The following is a 19,813-nucleotide window of genomic DNA, read 5'->3' as shown; positions in this document are numbered from 1 at the left end:
GTAATAAGCTGCACGCGTGAGTAGTCAGAGCGATCTGACCGCGCGAGCCCGCATCCGGGACGCCGCGATCGACCTGTTCGCCGACCGTGGCATCGCCCGCGCCACCATCCGTGACATCGCGCTCGAGGCCGGCGTCTCCTCCGGCCTGCTGCGCCACCATTTCGGGTCCAAGGAGGGCCTGCGCGACGCCTGCGACGAGTTCAGCGTCAACGAGCTCGCCGCCGCCGGTGCCCGGTTCATCGAGCTGCCCACGCTCGACCGGGTGCGCCCGGAGTGGCTGCGTATGCAGCGTTATCTGCTCGCCTCGCTGGCGGACGGCTCGCCCACCGCCGAGGCCCTGTTCGACCGTCTTGTCGACTACGGCGAGCAGTGGCTGCGCTCGACCGATCTCGACGTTCCCGACCCCCGGGCGTGGTCGGCGGTCATGTGCGTGATGAAGATGTCCTTGTTCACCATGAGCGCCCAGCTGTCGCGCGTGCTCGGCACCGACGTCACCGAGCCCGCGGGCTGGGCCCGCATGCTGGCCGCCTCCGTCGACATCTTCTCGAAACCGCTTGTCACACCCGAGCAGGCCGAGCAGCTGCGCGAGGCAGTCGCTCGATTCCGATTCGCTGCGGAAGGCGAGCAATCATGACCGAGGCCATCGACGCCGAGGGACTGATCAAACGGTTCGGCAAGGTCACCGCCCTCGACGGGCTCGACCTGCGGGTCCGGACCGGTGAGGTGCACGGCTTCCTGGGACCCAACGGCGCCGGGAAGACCACGACCATCCGCATCCTGCTGGGCCTGATGCGGCACGACGGCGGCGCGGTGCGCCTGCTCGGCGGCAACCCCTGGTCGCAGGCAACCCAACTGCACAGACGCCTTGCGTACGTTCCTGGTGATGTCACGCTGTGGCCGAACCTGACCGGTGGCGAGGTCATCGACCTGCTCGGCCGGCTGCGCGGCGGGCTGGACCCGGTCCGCAAGCGGGAGTTGCTGGAGCGTTTCGAGCTCGACCCGCGCAAGAAGGGCCGCACCTACTCCAAGGGCAACCGGCAGAAGGTCGCCCTGGTCGCGGCGCTGGCCTCCGATGTGGAGCTGCTCATCCTGGACGAGCCGACGAGCGGCCTCGACCCGCTGATGGAGGAGGTCTTCCGCGAGCTGATCCTGGCCGAGAAACGCCGCGGTGACCGCACCGTGCTGCTCTCCAGTCACCTCCTGGCCGAGGTCGAGGCGCTCTGCGACCGGCTCACGATCATCCGCGACGGCCGTGCGGTGGAGACCGGCACCCTCGCCGACATGCGCCACCTGACCCGTACGTCGATCGAGGCCGACCTGACCGGTCCGCCGGACCGACTGGCCACCCTGGCCGGCGTGCACGACCTGCGCATCGACAACGGCAAGGTCCGCTTCGAGGTGGACGGCGACGCCCTCGAGCCGGCCCTGCGGAGTCTGCTCGAGGTCGGCGTGCGCGGCCTGGTGAGCCGGCCGCCCACCCTGGAGGAGCTGTTCCTGCGCCAATACCAGCGGGTCGGCGAATGACCGGCACCGGCCGGCTCATCCGGCTCGTCCTGCGCCGCGACCGCGTGCTCCTGCCGCTCTGGGTGCTGGTGTTCGGCCTGCTCCCGGTGGCCTATTACGCCTCGTTCGAGGGGCTTTTCAAAACCGAGGCGGAGCGGCTTCAGTACGCGTCGGTAAGCGTCGACAACGCCGGCTTCGTCGCGCTCTACGGCCTGCTCAAGGGCGACTCGTTGGCGGCATTGACGACCTGGCGCGCCGGGTTCGTGCCGGTGATGATCGGGCTGGCCGCGTTGCTCACCGTGGTCCGGCACACCCGGGCCGACGAGGAGGCCGGTCGCACCGAGCTGGTCGGCGCCACCGTGGTCGGCTGGCACGCGCAACTGGCCGCCGCACTGCTCACGACGAGCGCCGCGGCCCTCGCCATCGGCCTGCTCACGTTCGCCGGCATGGCGAGCCGGACCGGCGACCTCGACGGCTCGCTGGCGTTCGGTGCCGAGCTCGCGGTCAGCGGCCTGATGTTCGCCGCCGTCGGGGCGATCACCGCCCAGCTCACCAGCAGTGCCCGAAGTGCCCGGTCACTGGCGGTGGTGGCGCTGGGAGTCTCCTACACGCTGCGGGTCGGCGGTGACATCGCGGCCCTCGGCGACGGCGGCCCGAGCTGGCTGTCGTGGCTCTCCCCGCTCGGCTGGGTGACCCACATCTTCCCGTACGAGGCGACGAACTGGTGGCCGGTCGTCCTGTCGGTGCTGTGCACGGCGGCGGCCACAGTCGTCGCGGTCGAGCTGCGCAAGCGCCGCGACGTCGGCGACGGGATCTTCGCCACCCGTCTCGGCCCGGCCGACGGAACCATGGGGAGTCCGCTGGCGCTGGCCTGGCGGATGCACCGCAGCCTGCTGGTCGGCTGGACGGTCGGGCTCAGCCTGCTCGGCGTGATCTTCGGCGGGGTCGGTGGCAGTGTCGTCGAGCTCGCCTCCGAGAGCCGGCGCATGAACGACCTCTTCACCCGGCTCGGCGGCGGCTCCGATCAGCTGGTGAACAGTTACTTCGCCGGCATCGCCGCGATCGTCGGCCTGGTCGCCTCGTGTTACGCGGTGCAGGCCGCGCTGCGCCTGCGCGACGAGGAAACCACCGGCCACGCCGAGACGATGCTGAGCACCGCGGTCTCGCGGTGGGCGTGGGCCGCCAGCCATCTGCTGTTCTCGGTGCTCGGCCCGGCGGTGGCCCTGCTCGCGGAGGGCGTGGTGACCGCCCTGGTCTCGCCGGACGGCAGTTTCGGCGCCATCGTCGGTGCCGTCCTGGTCCAACTGCCGGCGATCTGGGTGCTGACCGGCGTGACCGTGGTCCTGTTCGGCCTGCTGCCCCGCTGGTCGCCGGCGGCCTGGGCGGGGCCCGCGCTGTGCCTGCTGATTCTGCTGGTCGGCTCGACCCTCCAGCTCGACCAGTGGTTCCTGGACCTCTCGCCGTTCACCCACATCCCGCACCTGCCGGGCGGGGAGGTGGCGGCGACCCCGATCGTCACCCTGCTCGCGGTGGCGGCGGTGCTGGCCGCCGCCGGCCTGCTCGGCCTGCGGCGGCGCAACATCCCCGACTAGGAGCGCTCGGCCAGCCGTTCCTCGTGGTCGAGCTCCCGTTCGAGCACCCGCAGACCCTCGTCGGTGAGGTTGCCGGCGTCCCGCCACCGAAGCAGCTCCTCGCGTTGCGCGCTGATCACCTCGCGGCGCACGGCAAGGGCGGCCTCATATTGCGGGGACGTCGGCATCTCGTCCGACTCGGCCTGCTCCAGCAGGTCGAGCCGGCGGCGGTAGCGTTCGAGCCGGACCGTCAGCTGCTTCTGCATCGACTCGATGGCCCGGTCCTCGACGTGGTCGTGCTTGGCCGCCTGGATCTCGTCCAGCCGGTCGATGGCCGCCCGCACCGCCGCCGACCGGGCCTCGTTGCGCTCCCGGGCGAGGTCGGCCTTGTTGGCCCGAAGTCCGAGCCGGCGCACCAGCGGCGCGAACGTGAGGCCCTGGCCGAGCAGGGTGACCAGCACGACGACGAACGCGCAGAACTGCAGGAGATCGCGGTCGGGCACGTTGTCGTGCAGGGTGAAGACAGCCGCGAGGGAGATGACGCCGCGGGTGCCGGCCCAGCTGAGCGCGACGACCTCTTTCCGGTTGAGCGCCCGGTCCTCGCGGCGCACCCCGTCGCCACCCAGCCGGGAGTGCATGCGGGCCGGGAGCAGCTGGGTCAGCACCAGCCAGAGCGGCCGCAGGAGCAGGGCGACGCCGACGGAGACCGCCACCGCGATCACGACCGTCTGGGTTTCATAGACGTGCAGCCGGTCCACGACCTTGGGCAACTGCTGGCCGATGAGCAGGAAGACGAAGCCCTCGAGCACGAAGTCGACGAGCCGCCACACCGCGCTGGTCTGCAGCCGGCTCGCGCCGGAGGAGTGCCGCGGCGCGTCGTGCCCGACGATCAGACCGGCGATCACCACCGCCAGGACGCCGGAGACGTGCACCGACTCGGCGAGCAGATAGGCGGCGAACGGCGTGACCAGCGAGATCGCGTTGGCACTGATCGGGTCGTCGCGCAGGTGCCGCAGCAACCGCACCGCGTAGGCGACGACCACACCGGCCACCACCCCACCGGCCGCCGAGATCACGAACCTGCCGATCGCGGTCGGGAAGGAGAAACCCTCGCCGTCGACCGAGGCGACCGCGACGGCCAGGATGGTCAACGCGGTCGCGTCGTTGAGCAGCCCCTCACCCTGGATCAGGGTGATCAGATTGCCGGGCAGGCCGGCCCGGCGCCCGACGGCGAGCGCGGCCACCGGGTCGGGCGGGGCGATCGCGGCGCCCAGAGCCACCCCGGCGGCGAGCGTCGCACCCGCGACCCACAGGTGGAAACCGACCCCGACGAGCAGCGCGGTGACCGCCACCAGCAGCACCGACAGGCTGATCACGGTGCGCATGTTGCGCCGGATGTCGATGAGCGAGGAGTCCAGCGCCGCGTTGTAGAGCAGCGGCGGGATGACGAACGTCAGGATGACTTCCGGGTCGAGCGGGATGTTCTGGCCCGGCAGATAGGCATAGATGATGCCGATGATGGTCAGCAACGCAGCCGAGGGGAGCCCGGTCCGGCGCGACAGCCAGCGGGTGGCCACGATGACGGCCGCAGCGATCAGGACGAAGAGCAGTACTGACTCAAGATCGTGCACGAGGCTCATTTTCTATGACGGGCCGCGTCGACCGGCGCGGCCCGTCATAAATCACAGGATCAGTAGCGGTAGTGCTCGGGCTTGTACGGACCGTCGACGTCCACGCCCAGGTACTCCGCCTGCTTCTTGGTGAGCACGGTCAGCTTGACACCGAGCGCGTCGAGGTGCAGCCGTGCCACCTTCTCGTCGAGGTGCTTCGGCAGCACGTAGACCTGCTTCTCGTACTCGCCGGGCTTGGTCCACAGCTCGATCTGAGCGATGACCTGGTTGGAGAACGAGTTCGACATGACGAACGACGGGTGGCCGGTCGCGTTGCCGAGGTTCATCAGGCGGCCCTCGGAGAGGACGATCACCGAGTGGCCGTCCGGGAAGCGCCACTCGTGCACCTGCGGCTTGATCTCGATCTTCTCGATGCCCGGCACCTTGGCGAGACCGGCCATGTCGATCTCGTCGTCGAAGTGCCCGACGTTGCCGACGATCGCGTTGTGCTTCATGCCGGCCAGGTGGTCGGCGGTGATGATGTCGGTGCCGCCGGTGGTGGTGACGAAGATGTCGGCCTGGGCCAGCACGTCCTCGATCGGGGCGACCTGCATGCCGTCCATGGCCGCCTGCAGTGCGCAGATCGGGTCGATCTCGGTGACCACGACGCGGGCGCCCTGGCCGCGCAGCGTCTCGGCCGCGCCCTTGCCGACGTCGCCGTAACCGCAGACCACGGCCAGCTTGCCGCCGAGCATCACGTCGGTGGCCCGGTTGAGGCCGTCGACCAGCGAGTGCCGGATGCCGTACTTGTTGTCGAACTTGCTCTTGGTGACCGAGTCGTTGACGTTGATGGCCGGGAAGAGCAGGGTGCCCTCCTTGGCCAGCTTGTACAGCCGGGCCACGCCGGTGGTGGTCTCCTCGGTGACACCGCGGATGCCAGCACCGATCTTGGTGAACCGCTGCGGGTCGTCGGCGAGCGACTTGCGCAGGGTCTCCAGGATGATCGTGTATTCGTGGCTGTCGCCCTCGCCCGGCTGCGGGACCGCCCCGGCCGCCTCGAACTCGACACCCTTGTGCACGAGCAGGGTGGCGTCGCCGCCGTCGTCGAGGATCATGTTGGGGCCGGCGCCGTCCCCGAAGTCGAACAGGCGCATGGTCGCCCACCAGTACTCGTCCAGCGACTCGCCCTTCCAGGCGAAGACCGGGACACCGGCGGGGGCGTCGACCGAACCCGAGCCGACCACGACCGCGGCGGCCGCCTCGTCCTGGGTCGAGAAGATGTTGCACGAAACCCAGCGCACCTGCGCGCCGAGCGCGACGAGCGTCTCGATCAGCACGGCGGTCTGCACGGTCATGTGCAGCGAGCCGGCGATCCGGGCACCCTTGAGCGGCTGCGCCGCGCGGAACTCCTCGCGGATCGACATCAGGCCCGGCATCTCGTGCTCGGCCAGACGCAGCTGGTGACGACCGGCCTCCGCCAGGGTGAGGTCCGCCACGGCGAACTCAAGACCGTTGATGACCTGCAGTTTTTCGGACATGAAGAGGGTCTCCTCCCTCTCAGGAGGCGCCCTTGCGTCAGCAAGCTCACGGCCGAGCGTGGCGGACCTTACATCGCACTGAGATCCGTTGCAGCGCCTCTCGACCGGGCCTTTACAGGGTAACCCGAGCCTGTAATCCTTAGCCGCCCACATGTGTTTTCTACGGCAGGTAGGGACGTGTCAGAGCCGCTACCTCGGGTTTTCCCGCCCAGGACAATTCGCGTACAACTGACGCTCGCCATCACGGCGGTCGTCGCCCTCGTCGTCGCGCTCGCCGGCCTGGCTGTCGTGCTCTACGCCGACCACCGCGACCACAGCGACGTCGACGCGGCGCTGGCAGCCCGAGCCACCCAGGTGCGCACGGCCGCGACGAAGTCCGGCTCGCTGCCCACCGACGGTTCCTTCGCCGTACGACTCCTGGTGAACAACGCCGTTCGCGCCGAAGTGGGCGCCACGACAAAGTTCTCAGTTCCGGTCAAGGACGGCTATTCGACCGTTACCGCTGCGGATGGGACGCATTGGCGATCATGGGCAGAGACGTTGAAAACCGGCGCACAGCTGCAGGTGCTCATCAACCTCCAGGACGTGGAGGAGAACCATTCCGGAAATGTCATGATGATTAATTTGATTGTCCTGCTAGCCGCGGTGATCGCCGCAGCCGGCACCTGGTTCGTCGGCGGCCTGGTCATGAAACCGCTCGTCAAACTGGCCGAGGGCGCCCACGCCATCACCCCCGACGCCCCCACCCAGCGCTTGCCCGTGGTCACCAGCCCACCCGAGGTCGCCGATCTCGGCACCGCCCTCAACGAGGCGCTCGACCGCATGAACATCCCCGACCGGGCTCAGCTCACCCAGGAAGCCGCCCAGGAGGCGACCCAGCACTTCGCCAAGGTCGCCGTCGACAACCTGCGCGAGCCCCTCCACGAACTCGGCGACGGCCTGGACCAACTGCTCGACAACCCCGAGATGACCGTCATCCAGCGCCACCTCCTGCTGGCCGCGATCCAGACCGAATACCGCCGGCTGGTCACCCTCGTCGACGACCTGGAACCGAAGTCCACCACCGGCCTTCCCTGACCGCCCTCACCATTCATCCTGATCAGCCTGGTCCGGTTGAGCCCGGCGGCCGTGAGCCATCCGCGTTCCGCCGCCTGCGTGCCGCCTCCGCCGCCGTCCGCGAGCCGTCCGCGCCGTCCGCGAGCCGTCCGCGCCTGCCGCGAGCCGTCTGCCGCGAGCCGTCTGCGTCTGCCGCGAGCCGTCCGCGTCTGCCGCGGGCCGGCCGCGTCTGTCGCCGGCGGTGAGCTGCCGGTGGCCAGGTCGTGCGCATTCCGCTGCCAGCCGCGGGTGTTCCGCTGCCGACGGCTGCCTGTCGGCGGCCCGCTTGTCCCTCGAGCGTGGCCGCACCATTTGCCACGATTGCGACGCTCCCGCCAGGCAGGGAGACCCTTATTCACGGAAGGTGGGGTCTCCCAAGCTCCGGAGGCCCCGCTTTTGGTGAAGTGGTGTCGACCTTGAACAAGGGGATGGTCGGGACTGGGGGATTTGGGTGGGTTGAGGCGCGGGCGGGCGGCGGGGATCGAACGGCTCGGATAGAAAATTGCCGCGGGTTGTCCGGATGGAGTGCGGCTGTTCGTCAGGGGGTCAAGAGATCGAGAAGGAGACAGCGATGAAGTACATGATGTTCGTCTGCACCGACACGGAGCCGGAGCGGGACGAGTCGACGGTTCCGGACATCGACGTGTGGGTGGCGGAGAACGACGCGTCGGGTCGGCGAGTGGCCGGGAACGAGTTGGTGGCGCCGTCGTCGGCGACGACGGTTCGGGTTCGGGGCGGGGAACTGCTGCTCAGTGATGGGCCGTTCGCGGAGACGAAGGAGGTCGTCGTGGGCTTCGACATTCTGGAGTGTGCCGACCTCGACGAGGCGATCGCGGTGGCGGCGGCGCATCCGATGGCCTACGGCGGCCGCATCGAACTACGGCCCTTCCGGGAGTTCTAGGCGTACGGGGGAGAGGCGCATGTGGGAGTTCTACGGCCGGATCGTCGCGGCGCTGATTCGGGTGACCGGTGACTGGGGTCTGGCTGAGGACTGCGCCCAGGAAGCGATGGCGGCGGCCGTGGAGCGGTGGCCGCGCGATGGGAAGCCCGACAATCCGGGCGGCTGGCTGATGGCGGTCGCCCGGAACCGGGCCATCGACGTGCTGCGCCGGAAGGCTGTCGAGCAGACCAAGCTGCGGGAGGTCGCGATGCTGTGGGCGGCACCGGAGCAGCACGAGATCGAGGACGACCGGTTACGGCTGATCTTCACGTGCTGTCACCCGGCGCTGGCGCTGGAGGCTCGGGTGGCTCTGACGCTGCGCACCGTGGCGGGCGTGCCGACGCCGGACATCGCCCGCGCGTTCCTGGTCACCGAGTCGACGATGACCAGGCGGATCACCCGGGCGAAGACGAAGATCGCCGACGCCCGCATCCCGTACCGGGTGCCGTCGGGGGTGGCTCTCGGTGAGCGTCTGCCGGGCGTCCTGGCCGTCCTCTACCTGCTCTTCACCCGGGGGTACGACGCGGACGGCGAGCCCGCGTTCGCGGCCGAGGCGATCCGTCTGGCCCGGCTGCTGACCGAGCTGATGCCGGCCGAGCCGGAGGTGTCCGGGCTGCTCGCCCTGTTCCTGTTGCAGCACTCGCGGCGCGACGCCCGCCGGGACGCGTCGGGCGATCTGGTTCCGTTGGACCGGCAGGACCGTTCGCGCTGGGATTCCGGCGCGATCGCCGAGGGGCTGGAGCTCCTGCGGGGTACGGCGGTGACCGGACCGTACGCGATCCAGGCCCACATCGCCGCCGGGCACGCCACCGGGGCGGGCTGGTCGGTGATCGCCGGCTGGTACGACGAGTTGGCTCGGGTCCAACCGTCCCCGATCGTCGAGCTGAACCGGGCTGTCGCACACGGGCACGCGTACGGTGCGGAAGCTGGTTTGTCGCTTTTGACCGTGGTTCGGGAAAAGCTCGAGGGTTACCCGGCCGTGCTCGCGGTGGAGGCCGACCTGACCGCCAAGGCCGGCGACCTCGAGCGGGCCGCCGACCTGTTTCGCGCCGCCGCCGCGGCGGCACCGGCGGAGGTGGAGCGGCGCGCGTTGCTGGCGCGGGCAGCGGAGCTCTAGGCCGCCGCCAACCGGGCGTGCGACAGCGCCTGGGTCGACCAGCGGACCGCGTCCATGTATTGCCCGGCCAGGTCGAACGAGCCGAACTCGCCGTTCTCGTAGGAGTCGACCGCGCGCAGCACGCGGCCCAACCGGCCGGTGCCCTCGGCCAGCGCCGCCACGATCGTGGGCGCCAGCGGGAACTGGTCGATCATCGATTCCGGGGCGAGTTTGAGCAGCTGCGCGACGCCGCTGATGACGCCGGCCATGAACGCGCCGTCCGAGGAGGCGCCGAACCAGGTCGCGATGTTCTCGCAGAGCCGGGCCCGGGTGAGCACGCCCAGCATGTGCTCCTCGGAGGTGGCGCCGGCGTCGTCGAGCACCATCAGCAGCGCCCATTGCCGGATGCTCGGCAGGCCGACCATGACCACCGCCTGCCGCACCGACGAGACCCGGTTGGCGTGCCCGGCCGCGACCGAGTTGCTGGCCCGCAGCACGCGCAGGGACAGCGGCGGGTCGCTGGCGATGATGCTGACGATCCGCTGCAGGTCGGGCTCGGAGTCGCTGAGGGCGGCGACCAGTTCGAGGCGGCGCAGGCGGGACGGCGACAGGCTGGCCACGGTGAGCACCTGGGGGTGGCTCAGCGCGTACCCCTGGCGCAGTTCCATGCCGTAGCGGTCGGCGATGGCCAGCTGTTCCTCGGTTTCGAGACGCTCGGCGACGATGTTGATGCCGGGGTGTTCCCGGCAGGCCGCGACCACCTCGTCGAGGCGGGAGAGGTCGCCGTCGAGCAGGTCGAGCTTGACGTAGGAGGCGAGGCCGAACAGCACCTCGTGCCCGGAGCCCCAGACGAAGTCGTCGAGGGCGATCCGGTAGCCGCGTTCGGCGAGCGCGGTGATCCCGGCGACCACCTCGTCGTCCATCCGTACGGTCTCGAGGACCTCGAGGACCACCTGTTCCGGGCCGAACGGCAGGGTCAGATCGCCGACCAGGAACTCGCGGGTGAGGTTGATGAAGCAGAGTCGATCACCGGCCACCTCCCGGATCCCGAACTCGGTGAACGCGTTCACCATGACCGTGCTGGTTGCGTACGTGTCCTGACGGCCTGCCGAAACGGCGTCCATGCTGCCGCGGAACAGCAGCTCGTAGGCGACAACGTCGCCGTGCACGTCGAAGATCGGCTGGCGTCCCACGTGCACCAGCTGGGTGCCGTCCGAGGGAGCCGATGTTTTCACATGGCTTGCTATCGGTTCGCAACCGCGGGATCTGACAAGAACTGCCACTGTCGCAAGAAAAAGAAGCTTGTGTGCAACAGTGCGGCAAATCTATGAAAGACATTGACAACACCTTGTGCGTTGCGTCACAACGACTCTATGGTCAGCTCACCTCCCTCGAGAAAGAGCTCTCCATGAACATGGCGAGATATTCGGCCGTACTGGTCGGCCTGAGCCTGCTAGCCGGCGTGCCGTCCACCGCGTACGCGACTGAGAAAGCGCAAGTGAAAGTCACCCGCGCGGCCATCGACCCGGCGCTGGTCGCCGGGCGCGGGGCGAGCGTCGCGTTCCAGGAGCAGGAGGCGGAGAACGCGGCCACCAACGGCACCGTCATCGGGCCCGACCGCACCGCCTACACGCTGCCGGCCGAGGCGTCCGGCCGCACCGCGGTCAAGCTCGCGCCCGGCCAGTGGGTCGAGTTCACCCTGCCCAAGGCGGCCAACGCGATCACTGTGCGCTACAGCATCCCCGACGCTGCCACCGGCGGCGGGATCACCGCGCCGCTTGCCGTCAAGGTCCGCAACACCACTCGGACCATGACCCTGACCTCGCAATACTCCTGGCTCTACAACCAATATCCGTTCAGTGACGACCCCGACGCCGGGCTGCTGCACCCGGACTGGTGGATCACCGAGTGCGCCTGTGTGCCGGCCTCGACCACCCCGGTTCCCGTGCTCAAGACGCCGTTCCGGCCCAGCCACTTCTACGACGAGCAGCGCCTGCTGCTCGGCTCGACCTACCGGGCGGGGGAGAAGGTCCGGCTGACCGCCTCGGCCGGCGCGGCGTGGACCGTGCTCGACCTGCTCGACTCCGAGCTCGTCGGCCCGCCGAGCCTGCTCGTCCGGTCGGCGAACGTGCTGTTCTTCGGGGCCGACCCGACCGGGCGTCGCGACTCGGCGCCGGCGTTCGACCGGGCGATCGCCTTCGCCCGGAAGGCCAAGTTGCCGGTCTACGTGCCACCCGGCGTGTTCCAGGTGAACCGCCACATCGTGGTCGACGACGTGACGATCCGGGGCGCCGGGAACTGGTACACGATCATCAAGGGGCACGAGGTCGCGCTTTCCACGCCCGCTCCCGACAAATCAACCCACACCGGCGTCGGCTTCTACGGCAAGTACGTCGCCGACGGCGGATCGCGAAATGTCCACCTTGCCGGGTTCGCGATCGAGGGCGACGTCCGCGAGCGGATCGACATCGACCAGGTCAACGGCATCGGCGGCGCGCTCACCGACTCGACCGTCGACGGCCTCTACATCCACCACACCAAGGTCGGCCTGTGGCTCGACGGTCCGATGTCGAACGTCAAGGTCACCAACAACGTGATCACCGACCAGATCGCCGACGGCCTCAACTTCCACACCGGCGTCACCAACTCGGTCGCCCGCAACAACTTCCTGCGCAACACCGGCGACGACGGCCTCGCCATGTGGGCGGAGGGCACGACGAACGCGGGCAACACCTTCGACCACAACACCGTGCAGACGCCGGTGCTGGCGAACGGCATCGCGATCTACGGCGGCACCGACAACACTGTTTCCGACAACCTGGTCGCCGACCCGATCCGCGAGGGCAGCGCGCTGCACGCCGGCTCCCGCTTCGGCGCCGAGCCGTTCGCCGGGCACCTGTGGTTCACCGGCAACACCACCGTGCGGGCCGGCACCTACGAACTGAACTGGAACATCGGGCTCGGCGCGATCTGGCTCTACGCCCTGGAGAAGAACATCGACGCGGACATCCAGGTGGTCGGCGACAACTTCCTCGACAACACCTACAACGCGGTCATGATGGTCGCCGACTGGCCGGTGAAGGATCTCTACTCGATAACCGACACCCACTTCAAAGACATCAAGATCGACGGTACGGGTACGAGCGTGCTCAGCGCCCGGGTCGCCGGCTCGGCCACCTTCGAGAACGTGGACGCCCGCAACGTCGGCGCGGTGGGGGTGAACAACTGCGGCTCGTTCGACTTCACCCCGGCCGGCAGCGAGTTCCACGTCACCGACCTGGGCGGTAACGACGGAGGCTGGCTGGGCGCGTGGATGCTGCCCAACACGATCACCTGTGCCGACCGTCCCCCGGTCGTCGCGCCGCCCGCCCCGGCCACCTGGTAAGTGTCGCCGCGCGGCCCCACTCGTCGGATTCGAGCGGGGCCGCGTCCTGTTGGTAGCCTGGGCCGCGCCAAGTCGGGACTCGGAGGATGTTCGTGAGCCAAACACTGCTGGTGACCGGAGGTGCCGGATTTGTCGGCGCCAACCTCATCAAGGCCCTGCTCGCCGACTTCCCCGCCGCCGCGGTCGTCTCGATCGACAACTACTTCACCGGCGTGCCGGAAAACCACGTGAACGACCCGCGGGTGACCTACCTCGACGGGTCGACGGTCGACATCGCGAAGATCTGGGCCGAGCAGGGTCTGCCCAGCCCCGAGATCGTCTTCCACCTCGGCGAATACTCCCGGATCGTGCAGTCGTTCGACGACCACGACCTGACCTGGGACTTCAACATGCTCGGCACCAAGGAGGTGGTGAAGTTCGCCTCCGCCAACGGGTCGAAGCTGATCTACGCCGGCTCCTCCTCGAAGTTCGGCAACGACGGTCAGGACGAAAACCTCAATCCGTACGCCTGGACCAAGGCGAAGAACATCGAGTACATCAAGAACTACTCTTCGTGGTACGGGCTTGACTACGCGATCACGTACTTCTACAACGTGTACGGCCCCGGCCAGATCACCAGCGGCCGCTACGCCACGGTCATCGGCATCTTCGAGGACCACTACCTGCGTGGCGAGGTCCTGCCGGTGGTGTCGCCCGGCACCCAGACCCGCGACTTCACCCACGTCGACGACATCGTCCGCGGCATCGTGCTGGTCGCCCAGAAGGGCACCGGCGACGGTTACCTGCTCGGCGCCGGTCACGAGTGGCCGATCCTCGAGGTCGCCAAGCTCTTCGGCGTCGACCACGAGCTGGTGCCGGCCCTGCGTGGGGAGCGGGTGCGCGGCCAGGCCGACATCACCCGGGCCGCCGAGCTCGGCTGGCGGCCGACGGTCGAGCTCGACTCGTACGTGGCCGGCTTCGTCGCCACCCACCGTCCGGGAGAGTTGGCTCACTGAGCCGGGCGGCCCCGCCCGCGCCGGTGTTGACTGGCGTGAGTGCGCCGCTCCCTGATCTTCGTACTGGCCCTGGCCTGCGGTCTGACCGTGGCCAACCTGTACTACTCGCAGCCCCTGCTCGACCTCGTCGCCGACGCGTTCGACGTCAGCCAGGGCGCCGCCACCGTCGTGGTCACGCTCACCCAGATCGGTTACGCGGTGGGCCTGCTCTTCGTGCTCCCGCTGGGTGACCTGGTCGAGAACCGGCGCCTCGTCACCCGCGTGCTGGCCGGGACCGCGGTCGCCCTGCTCCTGGCCGCCGTTTCCCCGGTCTACTCGGTCTTCCTGGTCATGTCGGTCGCGGTGGGGGTCACCTCGGTGGTCGCCCAGATCCTCGTCCCGCTGGCCGCCCACCTCGCCCCCGCCGAACAGCGCGGCGCCCTGGTCGGCAAGGTGATGGGCGGCCTGCTGCTCGGCATCCTGCTGGCCCGCACGGTGTCGAGCTTCGTCGCGGACCTGTTCGGCTGGCGAGCCATCTTCTTCGTCTCGGCCGCCCTGATGGTCGCGCTCGCCTTCCTCCTGCGCCGCATGCTCCCGGTGTTCGTGCCGTCCCACCCCGCCGGCTACCGTTCGCTGCTCCGCTCGGTCGCGCTCCTCGCCCGCTCCGAGCCGGCCCTCCGCCGCCGCGCCCTCTGCCAGGGCCTTCTGTTCGGTGCGTTCAGCGCCTTCTGGACCGCGATCGCCTACGAACTGATCGGCGAACACGGCTTCGGTCAGGCCCAGATCGCGATCTTCGCGTTGGTCGGCGCGGGCGGTGCGACCGCCGCCCCGCTGGCCGGCAAACTCGCCGACCGAGGGTACGGAGTCGCCGGCAGCGGCGCCGCGCTGGTGCTGGCCGCCCTGATGGCCGGGCTGGCCGCCGTCGGCCACCGCTCGGTCGTCGTGCTGGCCGTGGCCGGCTTCCTGCTCGACTTCGCCGTCCAGGCCCACCAGGTGATGAGCCAGCATGAGATCTACGCTCTGCGGTCCGACGCCCGAGCCCGGATCAACACCGTCTTCATGACCACCGTCTTCACCTGCGGCGCGCTCTCCTCCGCCGCCACCGGCCTGCTCCACCACCGTTATGGCTGGACCGGCGCCTGCGTGCTGGCCGCCATCCTGTCCCTGGCCGGCCTGGCGGTCTGGGCCACCCGCTTGCACACCCGCACCCCGGCGCCCGCCACCGCCTGAACCCGCAAGCGCGACCGCCCGGCCGATACGCCGGGGTGAGCTTCGGTCCATAGCATGCATTCGTGTCGAGCGATCTTGAGGCGGAGAGGCTGCGGGCCGCTGCCCTCGAGTCCGCCGACCCGCGTCTGCTGTTTCAGGCCTTCCTGGTGGTGACCCGCAACGGCGGGGCCGCTTCGTTGCAGCCCTTCGTCGACGACATGGCCCGGTTCGCCGAGTCGGAGCCGTTCCTGGTGTCGGTCGTGACCGGGGTGGCGCTGTCGCGCCTCGGCTCGGTCGAGGCGGTGCCGCATCTGGAGCACGCCCTGGCCCTGTTCGAGGCACTGGGCCTGCACGACGATCCGCTGTACCTGGAGTGCGCGATCTTCGTGACGCTGACCCTGATCCGACCCCATGACGTACGTCCTCGGTTCGGCGCCTTCGTCGATCGGTTGATCTTCGATCCGGCCGCGCGGGCCCGCTTGCTGGCCATGATCGGGCTGGCCGACGCGTGGGCCGGCAACCTGGTGCGCGGTCAGGCCGAGATGCTCGAGGCGCGTGACCTGGCCGGGCGAGCCGGCCGGCCCGACGTACGGGCCGAGGTCACGGCATGGCTGATCAAGTGTGAGGCGCTGCGGGGTGACCTCGACGCGGCGGCCGCGCACCTGGCCGAGGCCCGCTCGCTGGCCGCCCGCAACGGCTCCGAGTGGGTGGCCGGGCACATCATGGAGGGCTCGGCGGCGTTGCACTTCGCGCAAGGCGACCTCGAGGCGTGGGTCGCGATGCTGGAACTGATGGTCGCCGACGGGAGGGGTGTCGACTCCGGACTGATCTTCGAATACCGCTGGGAGTTGGCCACGTACCAGGCGCTGCATGGCTCTTCGGGGGTGGCCGCCGGCCTGTTGGCCGGTGCGCCGCCGGTCCACCTGCCGGGCGGCCCGGCAATGCCGGCGTGGCGTTCGTGGATCCTGGCCCCGGACGACGTCCACCGGATGCGCGAGTTCGAGGCGGTGCTGCCCGAACTGACCCGTCCCGCCGAGCGGCTGCCCCGGGCCCGGATGTCGTGGCTGCTCGGCGCCCATCATGGCCGCCGGGGCCGGCGGGCGCCCGCGGTGCGCCTGCTGGAGGCCGCCTGCGCCGGCTACGCCACGATCGGCGCGGGCAGCCTGCTTGCCCTGGCCGAGGCCGACCTGCGCGAGGTGACCGGCGGCCGTCCGGCCCACCCGCCGCCGCCACCGGCCTCGAAGTCCGGCGAGGCGTCGTTGACCGGCGCCGAGGTGCGGGTCGCGGTCGCGGTGGCCGACGGCCTGAGCAACAAGGAGGTCGCCGACCGCTTGTTCGTCTCGGTGAAGACTGTCGAGTTCCACCTCGGGAACATCTTCCGCAAGCTCGACGTGCGCAACCGCACCGAGCTGGCCCGCCGGCGGGACACCCCTTGACGGGGCGCCCCGCCGGTCGGGATCAGGCTCGCAGGGTGTGGACCACGATGTCCTGGCCGTTGCCGACGGTGCCGGCGAAGCCCTCGGACAGGGCGCTCACCAGGTTCACCGAGGTCGCGAGGGTCTCGTGGGCGATGAACTCCTGGTGGGTGCGGATCGCCGCGAGCACCTCCTCGGGCGCCGCGATCGACAGCGTGATGCGGTCGGCGACGTCCAGGTCGACGTCGCGGCGGCCCTGCTGCACGATGCGTACCACGTCGCGGGCAAGGCCCTCGGCCGCCAGCTCCGGGGTGATCTCGGTGTCCAGCGCGATCGTGACGCCACGCTGCGACTCCACCACCCAGCCGGTCCGCGGCACCTCGGTCACCAGGATGTCGTCCGGCCCGATGCCGACCTGCTCGCCGTCGACGTCCAGATAGCAGACACCCGCATCGCGTACGGCGTCGACCAGCTCACGCGGATCGGCGGCGGTGACCGCCTTGGCCACGAACTGGGTCCGCTTGGCGAACCGCTTGCCGAGCTCCCGGAAGTTCGGCTTGACCTGGACGTCGATGATCTCGTTGTTGGTGTCGAGCGGTTCCAGCACCTTGACGTTGAGCTCGTCGCTGATGTCGTCGAGCAGTTCCTGGGTCAGCGCGGTGTCGGCGGGCAGGCCGACGAGCGCCCGGCTCAACGGCTGCCGGATGCGCAGGCTGCTCGCCTTGCGGGCGGCCCGGCCCGACTCGGCCAGGGCGCGCGCGGTGGCGACCTGGGCCGACAGCTCGGCGTTGATCAGATTGTCGTCGGGCATCGGCCAGGTCGCCAGGTGCACCGAGTCGGCCAGCTCGCTGTTGCCGGGCCGCAGGACCTGCTGCCAGACCTGCTCGGTGACGAACGGTACGAACGGTGCCAGGAGCCGGGTCAGGAAGTCGAGGCACTCGAACAGCGTGCTCAGGGCATCCTGGTCGCCCTCCCAGAACCGCTGGCGGGACCGCCGGACGTACCAGTTGGACAGGTCGTCGATGAAGTCGGCGAGCAACCGGCCGGCCTTGGCCGTGTCGTAGGCCTGCATCCGGTCGTCGACGGCCGCGGCCAGCGCGTGCACCTCACCGAGGATCCACCGGTCCAGGACCGGCCGCTTGTCGGCCGGCTGCGCGTTCTCCGGCGACCACGTCGCGTGCGACGCGTACAGGGTGAAGAACGACGCCGTGTTCCAGTAGGTCATCAGGACCTTGCGGACGATCTCGTCGAGCGGCCCCGGACCGACCCGGCGCTGCGCCCACGGCGAGCCGGAGCAGGCCATGAACCAGCGCACCGCGTCGGCGCCGTGGGTGTCCATCAGCGGGATCGGCAGCAGGATGTTGCCGAGGTGCTTGCTCATCTTCCGGCCGTCCTCGGCCAGGATGTGCCCCAGGCAGACCACGTTCTCGTAGGACGACCGGTCGAAGACGAGGGTGCCCACCGCCATCAGCGTGTAGAACCAGCCACGCGTCTGGTCGATCGCCTCACAGATGTACTGCGCCGGGTAGGTCTTCTCGAACGCCTCCACACTGCCCGCCACGTGCGGGTAGCCGAGCTGCGCGAACGGCATCGCACCACTGTCGTACCAGGCGTCGATCACCTCCGGCACCCGGGTCGCGGTCTCGCCGCACTCCGGGCAGGCGAACGTGATCGAGTCCACGTACGGCCGGTGCGGGTCGAGCTCGGACAGGTCGGTGCCGGCCAGCTCACCCAACTCCGTACGCGAGCCGACCGCGGTGACGTGACTGTTCTCGCAACGCCACAGCGGCAGCGGCGTACCCCAGTAGCGCGACCGCGAGACGGCCCAGTCGATGTTGTTCTTCAGCCAGTCGCCGTACCGGCCGTGCTTGATGTGCTCCGGGTACCACGAGGTCTTCTCGTTCTCGCGCATGAGCTCGTCGCGAACCGCGGTGGTGCGGATGTACCAGGACGGCTGCGCGTAGTACATCAGCGGCGTGTGGCAGCGCCAGCAGTGCGGGTACGAGTGCTCGAACGGCTCGTGCTTGAACAGCCTGCCCTGGTCCTTGAGCCGATCGATGAGCAACGCGTCGGCGTCCTTGAAGAACACGCCGCCGACCAGGTCGATCCCGTCGAGGAACCGGCCGTTCGGCGCCACCGGGTTGACCAGCGGCAGCCCGTACGCCCGGCAGACCGCGAGGTCCTCGGCACCGAACGCGGGCGCCTGGTGCACCAGACCCGTACCGTCCTCGGTCGTCACGTACTCGGCGAGCACGACCCGGTGCGCGTCCGGGATGTCGACGAGGTCGAACGGCCGCTCGTAGTGCAGGCCCTCGAGGGCCGAGCCCGGCAGCGAGGCCAGCACCTCGGCGTCCTCCCCGAGCACCCTGCGGTACAGCGGCTCGGCCAGCACGAACGTGCCCCGGTCGGACCGGGCGACGACGTACGTCACCTCGGGGTGCGCCGCGACAGCGGTGTTCGAGACCAGCGTCCAGGGCGTGGTCGTCCAGATCAGGAGGTCGACGTTCGCGTGCCCGGCGACCGCCTCGGTCAAGGGGAATCGCACGTAGACCGAGGGATCGGTGACCGTCTCGTAGCCCTGCGCGACCTCGTGGTCGGACAGCGTCGTGCCGTCCCGCGTGCAGTACGGCGCCACCCGGAAGTCCTCGACCAGCCGGCCGTCACCGTGGATCTTCTTCAGTGACCACCAGACGCTGTCGACATATTCCGGCGACATCGTCGTGTACGGGTGCTCGAGGTCGATCCAGTAGCCCATCCGCTCGCTGAGCTGGACGAACTCGTCGACGTGCCGAAGCACCGACGACCGGCAGCGGGCGTTGAACTCGGCGATCCCGACCTTCTCGATGTCGGGCTTGCCGCTGAGTCCGAGTTCCTTCTCCACCGCCAGCTCGACCGGCAGACCGTGACAGTCCCAGCCGGCCTTGCGCGGCACCGAGAAGCCCCGCATGGTGCGGTAACGCGGGAACAGGTCCTTGAAGACGCGGGCCTCGATGTGGTGCGTGCCCGGCGTGCCATTGGCCGTGGGCGGTCCCTCGTAGAAGACCCACGGCGTGCCCTCGGCGGTCTGCTCGAGACTGCGCGCGAACACGTCGTTGTCCTGCCACCACTTGATGACCTTGCGATCCATGTCGCCGAAGTCAACCTTGGTCGGCAACGGCACAAATGGCGACTCCACCGCATCTCCCTACGCTTCGTCGTCTCTCGCACGGATGCCGTTCGACCGACACCCACACGGGGACGAAGCGCCCGGCGTATGACCGGAACTCCGCGGTACCACCCCGCTTGCGCCCGCTTTCGCGGGCGCCGCTCGTTTCGACGGCGTGACGTGCCGCTGACGTCCGGTTCTACTGGGGCCTGGAACAGCCTCTTCTTCCGGCGGCTCCCCGGTGATGGCCGGATCAATGCCTGTGCGATAGAGCTTAGCCGCTGTCTCCAGCGATTTTGCGCGACGTACCCGGCCGGGGCCGCGGGCCGCCT

14 protein-coding genes are annotated in these 19,813 nt (G+C 69.5%); 10 read left to right on the top strand and 4 right to left on the bottom strand.

From position 1 onward, the window contains the following. The first annotated feature begins 16 nt into the window (after positions 1–16). Genes Afe05nite_RS10335 through Afe05nite_RS10325 form a run of 3 tightly spaced genes read left to right on the top strand, consistent with a single transcriptional unit; the run spans position 17 to position 3,095 of the window. On the top strand, positions 17–634 hold the full coding sequence (locus Afe05nite_RS10335; RefSeq protein ID WP_203816775.1) for a TetR/AcrR family transcriptional regulator: 618 nt from the start codon (positions 17–19) through the stop codon (positions 632–634). Then, entirely contained in the window at positions 631–1,524 is an 894-nt protein-coding gene (locus tag Afe05nite_RS10330) for an ABC transporter ATP-binding protein (protein ID WP_203816774.1), read from the top strand. Before Afe05nite_RS10335 ends, Afe05nite_RS10330 begins: the two co-directional genes overlap by 4 nt. After that, on the top strand, positions 1,521–3,095 hold the full coding sequence (locus Afe05nite_RS10325) for an ABC transporter permease (protein WP_203816773.1): 1,575 nt from the start codon (positions 1,521–1,523) through the stop codon (positions 3,093–3,095). Before Afe05nite_RS10330 ends, Afe05nite_RS10325 begins: the two co-directional genes overlap by 4 nt. Here Afe05nite_RS10325 and Afe05nite_RS10320 read toward each other — a convergent pair. Both Afe05nite_RS10320 and ahcY read right to left on the bottom strand, forming a co-directional pair. Further along, positions 3,092–4,714 carry a Na+/H+ antiporter gene (locus tag Afe05nite_RS10320; protein WP_203816772.1) on the bottom strand — a complete coding sequence of 541 codons (1,623 nt, stop codon included), beginning with the start codon at positions 4,712–4,714 and terminating at the stop codon, positions 3,092–3,094. The two genes, Afe05nite_RS10325 and Afe05nite_RS10320, sit on opposite strands and share 4 nt — an antisense overlap. 50 nt (positions 4,715–4,764) lie before the next feature. After that, positions 4,765–6,222 carry an adenosylhomocysteinase gene (gene ahcY, locus Afe05nite_RS10315; RefSeq protein WP_203816771.1) on the bottom strand — a complete coding sequence of 486 codons (1,458 nt, stop codon included), beginning with the start codon at positions 6,220–6,222 and terminating at the stop codon, positions 4,765–4,767. A gap of 177 nt (positions 6,223–6,399) precedes the next feature. On the opposite strand from ahcY, the gene Afe05nite_RS10310 reads away from it, so the two are divergent. The 3 genes from Afe05nite_RS10310 to Afe05nite_RS10300 all read left to right on the top strand — a co-directional run bounded on the left by Afe05nite_RS10310 (position 6,400) and on the right by Afe05nite_RS10300 (position 9,374). Then, complete coding sequence (locus Afe05nite_RS10310) at positions 6,400–7,299, top strand: HAMP domain-containing protein (protein ID WP_203816770.1); 900 nt, start codon at positions 6,400–6,402, stop codon at positions 7,297–7,299. A 589-nt stretch (positions 7,300–7,888) separates the two neighbouring features. Continuing rightward, positions 7,889–8,218 (top strand): YciI family protein, encoded by a 330-nt coding sequence (locus Afe05nite_RS10305; protein WP_203816769.1) that lies wholly within the window; start codon positions 7,889–7,891, stop codon positions 8,216–8,218. Between the two features lie 19 nt (positions 8,219–8,237). Beyond that, a complete protein-coding gene (locus Afe05nite_RS10300; protein WP_203816768.1) occupies positions 8,238–9,374 on the top strand; it encodes an RNA polymerase sigma factor in 1,137 nt (378 codons plus the stop codon). Here Afe05nite_RS10300 and Afe05nite_RS10295 read toward each other — a convergent pair. Next, positions 9,371–10,588 carry an EAL and HDOD domain-containing protein gene (locus Afe05nite_RS10295; RefSeq protein ID WP_239117700.1) on the bottom strand — a complete coding sequence of 406 codons (1,218 nt, stop codon included), beginning with the start codon at positions 10,586–10,588 and terminating at the stop codon, positions 9,371–9,373. The genes Afe05nite_RS10300 and Afe05nite_RS10295 overlap by 4 nt on opposite strands. A 173-nt stretch (positions 10,589–10,761) precedes the next feature. On the opposite strand from Afe05nite_RS10295, the gene Afe05nite_RS10290 reads away from it, so the two are divergent. The 4 genes from Afe05nite_RS10290 (at position 10,762) to Afe05nite_RS10275 (ending at position 16,357) form a co-directional block, all read left to right on the top strand. Beyond that, positions 10,762–12,738, top strand: a complete 1,977-nt coding sequence (locus Afe05nite_RS10290) for a glycosyl hydrolase family 28-related protein (RefSeq protein ID WP_203816767.1) — start codon at positions 10,762–10,764, stop codon at positions 12,736–12,738. Positions 12,739–12,830: 92 nt separating this feature from the next. Beyond that, on the top strand, positions 12,831–13,733 hold the full coding sequence (locus Afe05nite_RS10285; RefSeq protein ID WP_239117699.1) for an NAD-dependent epimerase/dehydratase family protein: 903 nt from the start codon (positions 12,831–12,833) through the stop codon (positions 13,731–13,733). Positions 13,734–13,772: 39 nt separating this feature from the next. Continuing rightward, positions 13,773–14,942 carry an MFS transporter gene (locus Afe05nite_RS10280; RefSeq protein WP_239117698.1) on the top strand — a complete coding sequence of 390 codons (1,170 nt, stop codon included), beginning with the start codon at positions 13,773–13,775 and terminating at the stop codon, positions 14,940–14,942. 62 nt (positions 14,943–15,004) lie between these two features. Then, positions 15,005–16,357, top strand: coding sequence for a helix-turn-helix transcriptional regulator (locus Afe05nite_RS10275; RefSeq protein ID WP_203816765.1), 1,353 nt, complete (start codon positions 15,005–15,007; stop codon positions 16,355–16,357). 22 nt (positions 16,358–16,379) lie between these two features. Here the strand turns inward: Afe05nite_RS10275 and ileS are convergent, their stop codons facing one another. After that, positions 16,380–19,511 carry an isoleucine--tRNA ligase gene (ileS, locus tag Afe05nite_RS10270; protein WP_275407458.1) on the bottom strand — a complete coding sequence of 1,044 codons (3,132 nt, stop codon included), beginning with the start codon at positions 19,509–19,511 and terminating at the stop codon, positions 16,380–16,382. Positions 19,512–19,813: the final 302 nt, after the last annotated feature.

The organism is Paractinoplanes ferrugineus (genome assembly GCF_016862195.1).
GTDB lineage: Bacteria > Actinomycetota > Actinomycetes > Mycobacteriales > Micromonosporaceae > Actinoplanes > Actinoplanes ferrugineus.
This window is presented reverse-complemented; position numbering and strand designations above follow the sequence as displayed.